This window comes from Streptomyces sp. NPDC002467 (assembly GCF_042889825.1).
Taxonomy (GTDB): domain Bacteria; phylum Actinomycetota; class Actinomycetes; order Streptomycetales; family Streptomycetaceae; genus Streptomyces.
On record NZ_JBIARJ010000008.1, the window covers coordinates 290,302 to 302,909 of the forward strand.

12 protein-coding genes are annotated in these 12,608 nt (G+C 72.5%); 4 read left to right on the forward strand and 8 right to left on the reverse strand.

The features are described 5' to 3' along the window. Nucleotides 1-7: 7 nt before the first annotated feature. The 3 genes from ACFYYJ_RS19335 to ACFYYJ_RS19345 all read right to left on the reverse strand — a co-directional run bounded on the left by ACFYYJ_RS19335 (nt 8) and on the right by ACFYYJ_RS19345 (nt 3,785). Entirely contained in the window at nt 8-1,513 is a 1,506-nt protein-coding gene (locus ACFYYJ_RS19335; protein WP_389133918.1) for a hypothetical protein, read from the reverse strand. 132 nt (nt 1,514-1,645) lie between these two features. Next, nucleotides 1,646-2,173 carry an NUDIX hydrolase family protein gene (locus ACFYYJ_RS19340; protein WP_385128744.1) on the reverse strand — a complete coding sequence of 176 codons (528 nt, stop codon included), beginning with the start codon at nt 2,171-2,173 and terminating at the stop codon, nt 1,646-1,648. 223 nt (nt 2,174-2,396) lie between these two features. Next, complete coding sequence (locus ACFYYJ_RS19345) at nt 2,397-3,785, reverse strand: transcriptional regulator (RefSeq protein WP_385128711.1); 1,389 nt, start codon at nt 3,783-3,785, stop codon at nt 2,397-2,399. A 214-nt stretch (nt 3,786-3,999) separates the two neighbouring features. Between ACFYYJ_RS19345 and ACFYYJ_RS19350 the strand changes: the two genes are divergently transcribed. The 3 genes from ACFYYJ_RS19350 (at nt 4,000) to ACFYYJ_RS19360 (ending at nt 7,361) form a co-directional block, all read left to right on the forward strand. Then, nucleotides 4,000-4,683 (forward strand): bifunctional DNA primase/polymerase, encoded by a 684-nt coding sequence (locus tag ACFYYJ_RS19350; protein WP_385364082.1) that lies wholly within the window; start codon nt 4,000-4,002, stop codon nt 4,681-4,683. Nucleotides 4,684-4,839: 156 nt separating this feature from the next. Beyond that, nucleotides 4,840-5,718, forward strand: a complete 879-nt coding sequence (locus tag ACFYYJ_RS19355; protein WP_389133922.1) for an ABC transporter ATP-binding protein — start codon at nt 4,840-4,842, stop codon at nt 5,716-5,718. Beyond that, nucleotides 5,715-7,361 (forward strand): transporter, encoded by a 1,647-nt coding sequence (locus ACFYYJ_RS19360; protein WP_389133925.1) that lies wholly within the window; start codon nt 5,715-5,717, stop codon nt 7,359-7,361. Before ACFYYJ_RS19355 ends, ACFYYJ_RS19360 begins: the two co-directional genes overlap by 4 nt. Nucleotides 7,362-7,449: 88 nt before the next feature. Here ACFYYJ_RS19360 and ACFYYJ_RS19365 read toward each other — a convergent pair whose 3' ends face one another. The 5 genes from ACFYYJ_RS19365 to ACFYYJ_RS19385 form a co-directional block, all read right to left on the reverse strand. Further along, entirely contained in the window at nt 7,450-7,776 is a 327-nt protein-coding gene (locus ACFYYJ_RS19365) for a hypothetical protein (protein ID WP_389133927.1), read from the reverse strand. Then, complete coding sequence (locus ACFYYJ_RS19370; protein WP_389133930.1) at nt 7,769-9,118, reverse strand: transglycosylase SLT domain-containing protein; 1,350 nt, start codon at nt 9,116-9,118, stop codon at nt 7,769-7,771. Before ACFYYJ_RS19370 ends, ACFYYJ_RS19365 begins: the two co-directional genes overlap by 8 nt. A gap of 8 nt (nt 9,119-9,126) precedes the next feature. Continuing rightward, nucleotides 9,127-9,585 carry a hypothetical protein gene (locus tag ACFYYJ_RS19375; protein ID WP_389133931.1) on the reverse strand — a complete coding sequence of 153 codons (459 nt, stop codon included), beginning with the start codon at nt 9,583-9,585 and terminating at the stop codon, nt 9,127-9,129. 91 nt (nt 9,586-9,676) lie between these two features. Next, nucleotides 9,677-10,552 (reverse strand): alpha/beta fold hydrolase, encoded by an 876-nt coding sequence (locus ACFYYJ_RS19380; RefSeq protein ID WP_385128707.1) that lies wholly within the window; start codon nt 10,550-10,552, stop codon nt 9,677-9,679. A 371-nt stretch (nt 10,553-10,923) separates the two neighbouring features. Beyond that, nucleotides 10,924-11,616 (reverse strand): metal-dependent transcriptional regulator, encoded by a 693-nt coding sequence (locus ACFYYJ_RS19385; protein ID WP_385128706.1) that lies wholly within the window; start codon nt 11,614-11,616, stop codon nt 10,924-10,926. Between the two features lie 219 nt (nt 11,617-11,835). On the opposite strand from ACFYYJ_RS19385, the gene ACFYYJ_RS19390 reads away from it, so the two are divergent. After that, entirely contained in the window at nt 11,836-12,591 is a 756-nt protein-coding gene (locus ACFYYJ_RS19390) for an SIS domain-containing protein (RefSeq protein ID WP_389133934.1), read from the forward strand. Nucleotides 12,592-12,608: the final 17 nt, after the last annotated feature.

Below are 12,608 nucleotides of genomic sequence, written 5' to 3' on the forward strand. Positions count from 1 at the left end.
CACGGGCCTAGAGCTGGGACTTGTCCCGCTTGGTGAGTCCGTACTTGGCCGCGATGTTGTTCCACAGCGTCGCGGCCTGTTCCTTGGCCTTCGTCGCCTCGCCGCTCGACTTGTTGCCGTCGGCGGCGTTGGACGAGTTCTTGGCCTTGCCGTCCTTGCACTTGTCGTCGTCGACGTCGTCGGCCCAGGCGGCGTAGCTGTTGTCGGCGTCCGCGGAGGCCTGCCAGGCCTTGGTGAGGGCGGCGGTCAGGCGGGCGTTCTCCGGGAGCTGGTCCACCTTCAGCTCCTGGAGGCGGGTGATCAGTTCCTCGCGCTGGCGGGCCGCGTCACGCAGGTCCTGGGCGGCCTGGTCGAGGTTCTTGCAGCCCTTGATGTCGTCCACGGCCTTGATCACCGAGGCCCGGCTGTCGTTGCTGTCCGCGAGGAGCTTGTCCAACTGGACGGCCTGCGGGCGGGCCGGGTCGACGGGGGCCTCGCCTGCCGCCGCCTTGCCGCCGGAGGCGCTGGGCGCCGGAGCGACCGCGCCGGGGTCGTTGTTCTGCGGCTTGCCGTCGCCGAGCAGCGAGCCGACGCCGAGACCGACCACGACCAGGCCGATGACCACGGCGGCGATGATGCCGGGCGAGATCCTCCGCGCCGCGTCCTCCGGCGGGGGCTCCGGGACGTACTGCTGCTGAGGCTGGTACTGGTGCTGCTGCGGGTGCTGCTGGTACTGCTGCTGTGCGTGCGGCGGTACGGGGCCCTGCGCGCGCGGCGGCTGCCGGCGCAGCACCGGCTCCTGGATGGGCGGCAGCTGCTGGGTGTGCCCGACATCCTCGCCGCGGAACAGCCCGTCGAACCCGTCGGTGGGGCCCGCCGGCACGGGCGGGATGTACTGGGTCGCCGCCTCTTCGTGCGCGGGGGCAACGGGCGCGGCGGGCGCCGTGGGGCCGGCCGGCACCGGGGCGATGTACTGCGTGGCCGCCTCGTGGTGCGCGGGCCCCGCCGGGCCCGGCGGGGTCGCGGGCGCGGCCGGTACGGGCGGGACGTACTGCGTCGCCGCCTCGTGGTGCGCGGGTCCGGCCGGGGCCGCGGGGGCGGGCGGAGCGAACGGCGCCGCCCCGCCCGGCACGGGGCCGCCCGGCACGGGGGCCATGTACTGGGTGGCCGCCTCGTGGTGCGCGGGCATCGCCGGGCCCGGCGGGGTCACGGGCGCGGCCGGTACGGGCGGGACGTACTGCGTCGCCGCCCCGTCCGGCCCGGGCACCGCGGGGTCCGCCGGTACGGGCGGTATGTACTGGGTGGCGGCCTCGGGGATCGGCGGATAGCCGTAGCCGTGCGGATCGCCCGGCCCCTCGTACCCGGGACCCACCACGTGCCCGGGCGCCGCGGCCTGCGGGTCGGGGTACGCCTGCGGGTAGCCGTAGGCGGGACCGCCCGGCTCCTGCGGCGGGTACACCGGATACCCGGACGCCGGGTCCGGACCCCACGGGGCACCCGGCTGGGGGGCACCCCCCTGTCCGTTCTGCGTCACGGGGACTCCTTCTCCGACTCGCCCGACCCGTTCGACCGGCGGCCCACGCTACCCGGTCACCCCGCACCCCCGGCAGCCCGTCCGGCAACGGCTCCCCGACGGCCCGCGTGCGCGGCCCGCGGCGGACGGAGGTCAGTACGCGTGCCCCACGTGGGCGAGCGCCTGCTTGAGCAGCACCCCGTGACCGCCCGGCATCTCGCCCTGGAGGGCCGCGGAGGCCGCCTCCCGCGGGCTGACCCAGACCAGGTCCAGCGCGTCCTGACGCGGTCGGCAGTCCCCGGTCACCGGCACGACGTAGGCCAGGGACACCGCGTGCTGGCGCGGGTCGTGGTACTGGGTGACGCCCGCCGTGGGGAAGTACTCGGCGACGGTGAACGGCTGGAGGGAGGTGGGCACCCGCGGCAGGGCCACCGGCCCGAGGTCCTTCTCCAGGTTGCGCAGCAGGGCGTCGCGGACCCGCTCGTGGTGCAGGACGCGGCCGGACACGAGGGTCCGGCTGACCGTTCCGTCCGGACCGATGCGCAGCAACAGCCCGATATCGGTGACTTCGCCGCTGGCGTCCACGCGCACGGGTACGGCCTCGACGTACAGGATCGGCATCCTGGCCCTGGCGGTCTCCAGCTCGTCCGCGGACAGCCAGCCGGACGCGGTTTCGGTCATGTCAGACATTGCTTGATCATAATTTCCCGAGGGGCGGCCCACAGGAGTCCTGGCCGCCCCAATATGGATGGTCCGTACATCCTGTGGCCGCCCCCACCGCGCGCCGGCCCGTCCCGCACCCGCCGGACCGGCCGCCCCGCACCCGGCAGGCCGGCCGGCCGCCCCGGCCCCGCCAGGCCGGTCGCCCGGCCCGCCGCCACGCCCGCCGCCACCCTCTCCGCTCCTACGCGACCCTCACCCCGGAGTCCAGCCGCGCCGTGAACTCCCGTACCGCCGCCTCGTCCCGGTACGGGTCCAGCCGCATCCGGAAGTCCTCCAGGTACTCCGCGCCCCGGTTCGAGCGGAGCCCGCCCAGCAGCTCCGCCGCCTGCGCGGCCGTCTGGCAGGCCTGTTCCACCTCCCGCTGCTGCACCCGCGCCGCCGCCAGCAGCAGCATCCCGATGGCCCGCCGCCGCGCCTTGCCCGCCGGCAGCCCGCGCAGCGCCTCCTCGGCCCGCTTGGCCGCCGCGTCCCCCTGCCCCAGGTCCCGGTGGCAGTGGGCCAGTTCGTCCGCGAGGTACGCCTGGTCGAAGTGGCCGATCCACACCGGGTCGTCGCCGGACTCCGGTTCGGCCCGCTCCAGCGCGTTCACCGCCCGCGAGGACAGCACCGCCGTCGCCCGGGAGTCGCCGAGCAGCGCGTGCCCGCGCGCCTCGGCGGCGTAGAACATGGCCTCCACCCGCGGGGTGACCTGCCCGCGCGTCCCCTCCTGCGCGGCCCGCGCCAGCTGCGCGATCTCCCTCGGGTTGCCCAGTTCGGCCGCGAGGTGACTCATCGACGCGGCCAGTACGTAGCCCCCGTACGCGCGGTCACCGGCCGCCTGGGCGAGCCTCAGCGCCTGGATGTAGTAGCGCTGCGCGAGCCCGGCCTGGCCGGTGTCGACCGCCATGTAGCCGGCCAGTTCCGTCAGCCGGGCCACCGCCGCGAACAGCGCGCGGCCCACCGGCTCCCGGTACGAGCCGCCGATCAGCCCGGACACCACGGAGTTCAGGTAGTGCACCACCACCGGACGCACGTGCCCGCTGCCGAAGCGGTGGTCGAGGTCCTTGAGGGCCTCGGTGGTCGCCCGTACGGCCTCGACGTCGGACATCCCGACGCGCGAGCCGCCGTTGCGGGCCACCTGCGAATCGGCGCCCGTGATCAGCCAGTCGCGGCTCGGCTCGACCAGCGCGGAGGCGGCCACGCTGGAGCCGGCCAGGAAGTCGCGGCGGCCGACGTCGCTGCGCCACAGCTCGCAGACCTGCTCGATCGCGCCGATGACGGTCGGGGAGAACTGCAGGCCGACGCCCGAGGCGAGGTTCTTGCCGTTGGCCATGCCGATCTCGTCGATGGTGACGGTACGGCCGAGTTTGCGTCCGAGTGCCTCCGCGATGATCCCGGGTGCCCGGCCGCGCGGCTGCTGCCCGCGCAGCCAGCGGGCCACGGAGGTCTTGTCGTAGCGGAGGTCGAGGCCGTGTTCGGCCCCGCACATGTTGACGCGCCGGGCGAGCCCGGCGTTCGAGCACCCGGCTTCCTGGATGAGCGCCTGAAGCCGTTCATTCGGCTGGCGCGCGACGAGAGGCCTGGCTGCCATGAAAACCCCCAGTGGCCGCGGGTGATCGTTGGAATGATCACTTCCCGCCTGATGTGCGGAGAATCATCCGCTCTGCGTCGTGTCGCTACCCAACTCCGGCGCCCCGGGCTCCTACGCGCCCCCACGTGTGCATCGGTGCGCCCCGTATGCAGGATCGATGCTCCGCCCACCGGCCGGTTTACGCCCGTAACCCCGGGTGACCCGGGCAGTTGTGATGGGCGTGGAAGAGACCATCGGAGTCACGGAGACCGCGCCCATCCCCAAGCAGCGGGGCGAACTGCTGCTCGACCATGCCGTGCGGTACGCGGAAGAACGGCACTGGGACGTCTTCGCCGGTACCTGGCTGGAACCCGCGGACGGTCGGGAGCTGTGCTCCTGCGGGGCGGCGGACTGCGCGGTGCCCGGCGCGCACCCCGCGGTGAAGGACTGGGCGGCGCACGCCACCGGCAGCGCGGTGCAGGTCCGGCGGATCTGGGCGCGGCAGCCGGAGGCCTCGATCCTGATGCCGACGGGCCGTACGTTCGACGCGCTGGACGTGCCGGACTCGGCCGGGTTCCTGGCGCTGGCGCGGCTGGAGCGGATGCAGCGCACCATCGGACCGGTCACCCTGACTCCCGACCACCGGATGCTGTTCTTCGTACTGCCGGGGGCCGGGGCGAAGGTCGCCGACCTGGTGCGGAAGTCGGGCTGGTCGCCGTCCGGGCTGGACCTGGTGGCGCGTGGCGAGGGCGAGTACGTGGCCGCGCCGCCGACCCGCTTCGGCGGCCGGGGCTCGGTCCAGTGGGCGCGGCGGCCCACTCCGGCGAACCGGTGGCTGCCGGACACCGAGGAGCTGATCGACGCGCTGGCGTACGCCTGCGGCAGCGAGGCCGCGGAACGCAGGCGGCGCCAGGGCTGACGGCCGGCCGGCCGGTCCCCCGTCGGCGCGCGCACCTGCGATTTCACCCTGGGAACTGATGACATAAGTAACTGCTCGCCCCCCTCCCCCTCCTCCTATGGTGAGGAACGAACGACGAGTACGACCAAACGGGGACGTGGAGAGAGGCAGGCGCACATGCCGGACCAGGCAGATGCGACGGGCGGGACGTACGGGACGGACGGTGCGCGATCCGCGCCGTCCGCCGTGCGGGTGGAAGGTCTGTGGAAGCGCTTCGGGGACCAGGTGGCCGTCTCCGGCATCGACCTGGAACTGCCGGCGGGCAAGTTCATCGGTCTCGTGGGCCCCAACGGCGCGGGCAAGACGACGACGCTGTCGATGGTGACGGGCCTGCTGCGCCCGGACATGGGGCGGGTGTTCGTCGCGGGCCACGACGTGTGGGCGGACCCGGCCGAGGTGAAGTCGCGGATCGGCGTCCTGCCGGAGGGGCTGCGCCTCTTCGAGCGGCTGTCGGGTCGCGAGCTGCTCGGCTACATGGGCCGGTTGCGGGGCCTGTCGGGCGAGGAGACCGACAAGCGGGCGACGCAGCTGCTGGAGGTCCTCGACCTCGCGGGCTCGCAGCACAAGCTGGTCGTGGACTACTCGACGGGCATGCGCAAGAAGATCGGCCTGGCGGCCGCGCTGCTGCACAACCCGGAAGTGCTGTTCCTGGACGAGCCGTTCGAGGGCGTGGACCCGGTGTCCGCGCAGACCATCCGCGGGGTGCTGGAACGTTACACCTCGTCCGGTGCCACGGTCGTCTTCTCCTCCCACGTGATGGAACTCGTCGAGTCGCTGTGCGACTGGGTGGCCGTGATGGCCGCCGGCCAGATCCGCGCCGCGGGCCCGCTGGCCGACGTACGGGGCTCCGCGCCCTCGCTGCAGGCCGCGTTCCTCGAACTGGTCGGCGCGCACGGGCGCGCCGCGGCCGGGGATTCCCTGGACTGGCTGGGCGGCGGCGCGGGCACGGGCTCTTCTTCCCCCTCCGGCTCCGGCTCGGGGACGGCCGCACGATGACCGCCGCCTCCGCCACATCCGTCGCATCCGCCGCGCCCGCCTCCCCCACCGCCGCGGTACCGCTGACGCCGATCTTCATCCGGATCAAGCTGTCGCTGCTGCGCAACGGGCTGAAGGGCAACTCGAAGCGCAAGGCCGCCTGGTTCGGCACCCTGGCCTTCACCCTCGTGGTCGGCTTCTTCCTCACGCTGGGCCTCGCCCTGTTGCGCGGCCACGCCCACGCGGGCACGGTCGTGGTCATGCTGGCCGCGATCATCGCGCTGGCCTGGGCCTTCATGCCGCTGTTCTTCCCGACCGGCGACGAGACCCTCGACCCGAGCCGGCTGGTCATGCTGCCGCTGCGCCCGCGGCCGCTCGTACGGGCCCTCCTCGCCTCCTCCCTGGTCGGCATCGGGCCGCTGTTCACCCTGTGCCTGGCCATCGGCTCGGTCGTGGCGGTCGCGCACGGCGGCGCGGGCATCGCCGCCGCCGTCCTCGCCGTCCCCCTCCTGATCCTCGGCTGCGTGGCCCTGGCCCGCGCGGTGGCCACGGCCAACGTGCGGCTGCTGACCAGCCGCAAGGGACGCGACCTGGCGCTGCTGAGCGGTCTGCTGATCGCGCTCGGCGGCCAGTTGGTCAACTTCGCAAGTCGGCGCCTGTTCCAGGCGGGTGGGCTCGCCCAGCTGGAGCCGGTGGAGGCGGTCGTGCGGTGGCTGCCGCCCGCGACGGCCGTCGGCATGGTGGACTCCGCGAGCGAGGGCTCGTACGGGGTCGCCGCGGCCCAGCTCGCCGTGACCCTGGCGGCGCTCGCCGGGCTGCTGTGGTTCTGGGAGCGCAGCCTGACCAAGCTGATGGTCACCCCGGACGGCTCGACCATCGCTGCCGCCAAGCCCGAGAAGGACCGCGGCACGGGCGGCGGTTTCTGGTCCCTCCTCCCGGGCGGACGCACGGGCGCGGCCATGCAGCGCACCCTGCGTTACGTCGTGCGCGATCCGAAGACGAAGTCGGCGTGGGTGACGGCACTGGCGATCGGCGTGATCGTCCCGGTCTTCAACGCCCTCCAGGGCACCGGCTCCGTGTACCTCGCCTGCTTCGGCGCGGGCATGCTCGGCGTGCAGATGTACAACCAGTTCGGTCAGGACACCTCCGCCTTCTGGATGGTCGCCCAGACCATCTCCACCCCGCGCGACGCGTATGTGGAACTGCGCGCCCGCGCCCTTGCGACGGCCCTGGTCACCGTCCCGTACACGGTGCTGGTCACGGCGCTCACGGCCGCTCTGGTCGACAACTGGGCCGGCTTCCCGGCCGCCCTGGGCCTGGCCCTCGGACTGCTCGGCTCGATGCTCTGCACGGGCGCCCTGGCCTCGGCGCGGTTCCCGTACTCGATCCCGTCGGACGGCGCCTTCAAGAACGTCGCCCCGGGTCAGGCGGGACTCGCCTGGAGCGGCATCTTCGGCGGACTCCTCGCCTCGGCGCTGATCAGCTCCCCGGTGATCGCCCTGACGGTCTGGGCCGCCGTGACCGACCAGCAGTCGATCGGCTGGCTCCTGCTCCCGGTGGGCGTCGCCTGGGGCACCCTGGCCACATGGGCGGGCCTACGCATCTCGGCCCCGACGGTGGCCCGCAAACTCCCGGAAATCCTCCAGGCGGTCAGCAAGGGCTGACCCGCCCCCGCACCTCCAGACCGACGGCCCTCCCGCTCCGGGAGGGCCGTACGTGCTCCGGCCGCGGCGTGTGCCCGGCCCGTGCGGGTCAGGCGGTGGCGAGGACGGCGAGCAACCGCACGCCCAAGGCGAGGGCCAGCACGGCCGGGACCACGAACCATCGCCTGGTCAGCCACTCGGCCTTCACGAACACCCAGGTGAGCAGGGCGAACACGAGGGCGAAGGCCAGCCCGGTCCCGGCCGCGAAGCCGGAGTAGGCGCCGGCGTCGGTGTCCCAAGGGCCGTCCGGTTCGATCGTGTAGGCGAGAAGACCGCAGTACCCCGTCGCCAGATGCCCCAGGACCAGTACAACGGCACATACGGCCGACCCGATCGGCGAAGCGCCCCCCGGCGGCTTCCGAGTGGTTTCACCCATGCCGCTCACTCAGCGCTCTCCCCGCGTCGTTCACCGTGCGATCGAAACGCTGACCGTATCCCTGCGCCTGATCGCTCTGATGGTAGGGGCCGCCGTTGTAGCGGGCGGCGAGCTCGCTCATCTGCTCCCGGGTCATCTTCTCCGGCGGCACGTCCGCGAAGCCGCTCTCCGCTTTGAGCTGGGCCAGGTACTCGGAGGCGATGTAGATGTTCTTCGCCGGGTCCCTCAGCGCGTCCACCACCTGATCGCGTTGGGCGTCGGTGAGGTGGTGCGGGTCGTACCCCAGGACCTCGGCGGCCCGGCGCACCTGTACCGCGAGGGGGCCCATCGAGGTCAGATCGGGGTCTTCGGTCCCCGGCAGGATCCTTCGCCCTTGGTAGGCCGCGTCGTCCACGATCCGCGGTTTGCCCTCGGCCTCCTGCCAGGCGATGCCCGCAAGCATCTCGGGCGGCAGGCCCGATGCGGTCGCCGCGTCCTTGATGAGCTCCCGGTTCGCGTAGATGTACGCGCGGCGGCCGTCATCGGAATCGGACGGCAGCCAGTAGTTGTTGCCCTGCGCCGGCGGCAGTCCGTCGAGCCGATTGTTGATCCGCATGAGCACTTCGGAGACGACCACATGGCTGCCCGTCGCCGGTATCCCATCGATCTTCGGCCCCGATCCGGGGAGCTGTACGTACGGGTCGTCACTCGCCTCGCGCGCCTCGGCGCGCAGCGGACCCAGGCCCTTGAGGAACTGCTCCGCATCCGGCACGGTTCCCTGGAAATCAGGTATCGAGACGTACGCCGCCTTGATGTCCGCGAGGCACTTGTCCCTCGCCTCGGACTCCACCCGCAAGGCGTCACCGAAGTGGTCCTTGGTCTGGCGGTAGTAGCCCTCGGCCTCCTCGCGAATCGCATCGACGTCGACTGTCAATTCGGCGAAGAAGTCCAGTACCCCGCTCGTGCCCCGCAGGTCCTCCCACCGCCGCAGCGGCTCCGCGGCCCGCGCCGCCGGGGTGATCGGCTGCGCTTCCCGGGACATGACCTCGGAGAGCCTTCCTTCGGTGTGCTTGCCGTTCTTGTAGTGCCCCTTGGCGGTGGTGACAGCGTCGGAGTACGCCGCCAGGGCCGAGCCGGCCTGGCGAAAGGCTCCGGAGAGGGCCTCGGCCAGGCTCTTGCTCTCGTCGAGGCGCTTGACATAGGCGTCGCGGGCCTCGCTCTCCCACTCCACCTTGGCGGCCTTGCGGAACGCGTCGTCGGCCGACTCGATCAGCGTGTGGAGCCGCCGGAACTCGGCGGCGTTGCGGTCGATGAGTGCGGGGTTGGCGTCTTCGAGGAACGCGACGTCTTTGTGATAGGCCACGGACCCCGTCACCTGCTTTCCGGGGCGACGTACCGCCCGCGATCCACCATCGAGTTCATTTGGGCCTGGACACCGTGGTCGACAGCCGTGTGCTCGTTTCCGGCCGACTTCAGCTTGGTGGACAGCGAGGCGAGGAGCACGACCATGTCGTTGTACTGGTCCTTCGCGAACCTGGCAAAGGTGTCGACGCTCGCCGCGACATCACCGTGAGCGCGGGGTACGCGGCACTGCGTCGCGTTCTCGCCGTCCATCCGGCCTTCGTAGAGCAGGCCGGCGATCTCCAGCAGCAGATGCGAACTGCCGTTGACAGAGCGGGCATTGATCGAAAATCCCGCCCCGCCCGCCGGCACGTCGCCGTCGCCCCGGGTCTCGCCCGCCGGGGCCCGGTTCAGGCGCATCTGCACCGAATCCGGCTGACGAGTGAGTGCGTCTGCCTTGAACCCCGCCCATTCCTCCTCGAATGACACACGGCCCCCCCTTCACGAAACGGATGCACCATCACATCAGGTTGCACACCTGGCCGTTTCAGCTTGCCATGCGGTCCGACCGGCCCCGGGCTCAGGGCGCTTGGGCCCCGACCCCCTCCAGGAAGGGCTCCAGGGCCGCGCGCCAGGCGGCCGGTTGGTCGTAGTGGAGGTAGTGGCCCGCGTCGGGGATCTCCGCGTACTGGCCGGCCGGGAGGACGCGGACCATCTCCTGGGCCTCGGCGCGGCCGAGTTCGCCGTCGAGGCCGCGGACCACCAGGGTCGGGCAGCGGACCTGGGCGAGCTCCTCCCAGTGCGCGTCGTGGACCCAGGTCTCACGGGCCGTCAGCATCTGCCGGCGGGAGAACAGGGGGCGCCAGCCGTCCGGGGCCTCGTGCATCACCTCGGCGAAGAAGGCTCCGCGGCCGGGGTCGGGGCGTTCCACCCTGGGGTCGTCCTCGCCGAACCAGCGGCGGGCCGCGTCCTGCGTGGGGAAGGGCAGCGGCCAGCGGGTGAACCACTCCTCCCACTCCCGCTGGGAGGCCTCGCCGAGGGCCGAGGCGCGCATGTCGCAGATGACCAGGGCTTCGACCAGGTCCGGGCGGCGGGCGGCGAGCTGCCAGGCGGTGAGGGCGCCCATGGAGTGGCCGATCAGGGTGACGGGCGCGAGGCCGAGCTGTTCGACGGCGGCCTCGGCGTCGGCCACGAAGGCCTCGCGGCCCAGGGAGGTGTGCGGCGCGGGGCCGCTGCGCGGGCGGCCGCTCTGGCCGTGTCCGCGCTGGTCCAGGGCCACGACGCGGCGGTGCTCGGCGAGCCAGCGGGCGGTGGAGGCCCAGTGGAAGGCGCGGCCCATCAGGCCGTGCAGTAACAGCACGCCCGGTCGGGGGTCCGCCTCGGCGGCCGGTTCGCGGAACTCCCAGGCGGCCAGGCGCACACCATCGGCCCCTGTCACATCGATGCGCTGTACCACCGCAGATGCACCCCCTTCGCTCCCGGCCAGACTATCGAACCCTCATTCGAAAACGGACTTCTCGTCGGCAACACCGCTCTTTCGAGTGACCTTGCTCAAGGATTGGCCGCCGCTGCCGATGGAGATCCTTTCAACAGGGAGGCGGGCCGCTCGGGGAAGACGGTCCGAAGGGGAAGACCTTGAGAGCTCGGGGCTCCAGGTCACCAGGGGAGGATCGGTCCCGGCGCCGCGAGGCGCCGGGACCGTCCACACACCACGTCTCGGCACAGAACACCACACCACGCCGGAGCCGCCCGCGTCAGCGGTTCGGCGTCAGTGCACCGGTTCAGTGCACCACTGCCCGTGCGCCGGTGTCAGTGCACCGGCTCGTGTCAGCGCTTCGCCACGAACACGTGCGAGGCGACGTCCGCCTCCAGCTCCGCGGCCTCGCCGCCGCTGCCGACCAGCACCCCGCCCGGTGACTCCGTCACGCTGACCACCGAGCCGGGCTGCACGCCCGCCCGCCGCAGCGTGTACATCAGCTGGGCGTCCGTCTGGATCGGCTCCCCGATCCGGCGCACGACCACGGTCTTGCCCTCGGCGCCCGGGTCGAGCTCCGACAGGCTCACCATGCCGTCCTCCAGGAACGGGTCGGCCTCGGCCTTCTCCCCGAGCTCCTCCAACCCCGGGATCGGGTTCCCGTACGGCGACTCGGTCGGGTGACGCAGCAGCTCCAGCACCCGCCGCTCCACCGCCTCGCTCATCACGTGCTCCCAGCGGCAGGCCTCGGCGTGCACCTGCTCCCACTCCAGGCCGATGACGTCGACGAGCAGGCACTCGGCGAGCCGGTGCTTGCGCATCACGCGCGTCGCCAGCCGCCGACCCTCGTCGGTCAGCTCCAGGTGACGGTCGCTGGCCACGGCCACCAGGCCGTCGCGCTCCATGCGCGCCACCGTCTGGCTCACCGTCGGGCCGCTCTGGTCGAGCCGCTCGGCGATCCGGGCGCGCATGGGGACCACACCTTCCTCTTCCAGCTCAAGGATGGTGCGGAGATACATCTCCGTGGTGTCGATCAGTCCGGACATTCGTGCCCCTCGGATTGCGTGCGCTGGCCCTGCCCCCAATTCTGACGCATCGGGCCGACAACCGTCCCGTGTCGAGCGTCAAGGCCCGTCCCGGACATGTCCCCGACATGTCGAGCCACAGGATTGACGTTCGTATTGACACGCCCTTGGTCCAGACCGCACGGTGAGCGGCGAACACGCACGCACCCCACCCCCACCTTTCGGAAGGGCCATCGGCGTATGAGCGAGAGCAAGCTGGCCGGTCAGTTCTTCGACGCCGCCATCGGCCTGCTGGAGCGGGTGCGGGACGAGGAGGGGCCGCGCATCGCCGAGGCCGGCGCGCTCGTCGCCGACGCCGTCGCCGCCGGGAACCGGCTCTTCGCCTTCGGCGCCGGGCACTCCTCGCTGCCCGCCCAGGACGTGGTCTACCGGGCCGGCGGCCTGGCCCTGATGAACTTCCTCGCCGTCCCCGGCACCGCGGGCGTCGACGTCATGCCCGCCACCCTCGGCAGCGCCCTGGAACGGGTCGACGGCCTGGCCGGCGCCGTCCTGGACAGCAGCCCCGCCTCCGAGGGCGACGTCCTCGTGATCATCTCCCTCTCCGGCCGCAACGCCCTGCCGGTCGAGATGGCCATGAACGCCCGCGCCCTCGGCCTCAAGGTCGTCGGCGTGACCTCGGTGGCGTACGCGACCGGAACCAAGTCGCGGCACGTCTCCGGCACCTTCCTGAAGGACCACTGCGACGTGGTCCTCGACAGCAAGATCGCGGTCGGCGACGCCGAGCTGAGCCTCGACGGCATCGACGCCCCCTTCGCCCCCGCCTCCACGGTCGTCACCAGCGCGATCATGCAGGCGGTCATGGCCGCGACGGCCGGCGAACTCGTCGCCCGCGGCATCGAGCCGCCGCTGCTGCGCTCGGGCAACGTGGACGGCGGCCACGAATGGAACGGCCGCGTCATGCAGGAGTACGGCGACCGGATCTTCTTCCGGCACTGACCGGCCCCGCCGGGCGG

Bases quoted from the DNA above. Each gene is read 5' to 3' on its own strand.
- ACFYYJ_RS19385 (WP_385128706.1), bottom strand. From the start codon at position 11,616: ATGTCCGGACTGATCGACACCACGGAGATGTATCTCCGCACCATCCTT.
- ACFYYJ_RS19350 (WP_385364082.1), top strand. From the start codon at position 4,000: ATGGGCGTGGAAGAGACCATCGGAGTCACGGAGACCGCGCCCATCCCC.
- ACFYYJ_RS19340 (WP_385128744.1), bottom strand. From the start codon at position 2,173: ATGACCGAAACCGCGTCCGGCTGGCTGTCCGCGGACGAGCTGGAGACC.
- ACFYYJ_RS19360 (WP_389133925.1), top strand. From the start codon at position 5,715: ATGACCGCCGCCTCCGCCACATCCGTCGCATCCGCCGCGCCCGCCTCC.
- ACFYYJ_RS19390 (WP_389133934.1), top strand. From the start codon at position 11,836: ATGAGCGAGAGCAAGCTGGCCGGTCAGTTCTTCGACGCCGCCATCGGC.
- ACFYYJ_RS19355 (WP_389133922.1), top strand. From the start codon at position 4,840: ATGCCGGACCAGGCAGATGCGACGGGCGGGACGTACGGGACGGACGGT.
- ACFYYJ_RS19365 (WP_389133927.1), bottom strand. From the start codon at position 7,776: ATGGGTGAAACCACTCGGAAGCCGCCGGGGGGCGCTTCGCCGATCGGG.
- ACFYYJ_RS19345 (WP_385128711.1), bottom strand. From the start codon at position 3,785: ATGGCAGCCAGGCCTCTCGTCGCGCGCCAGCCGAATGAACGGCTTCAG.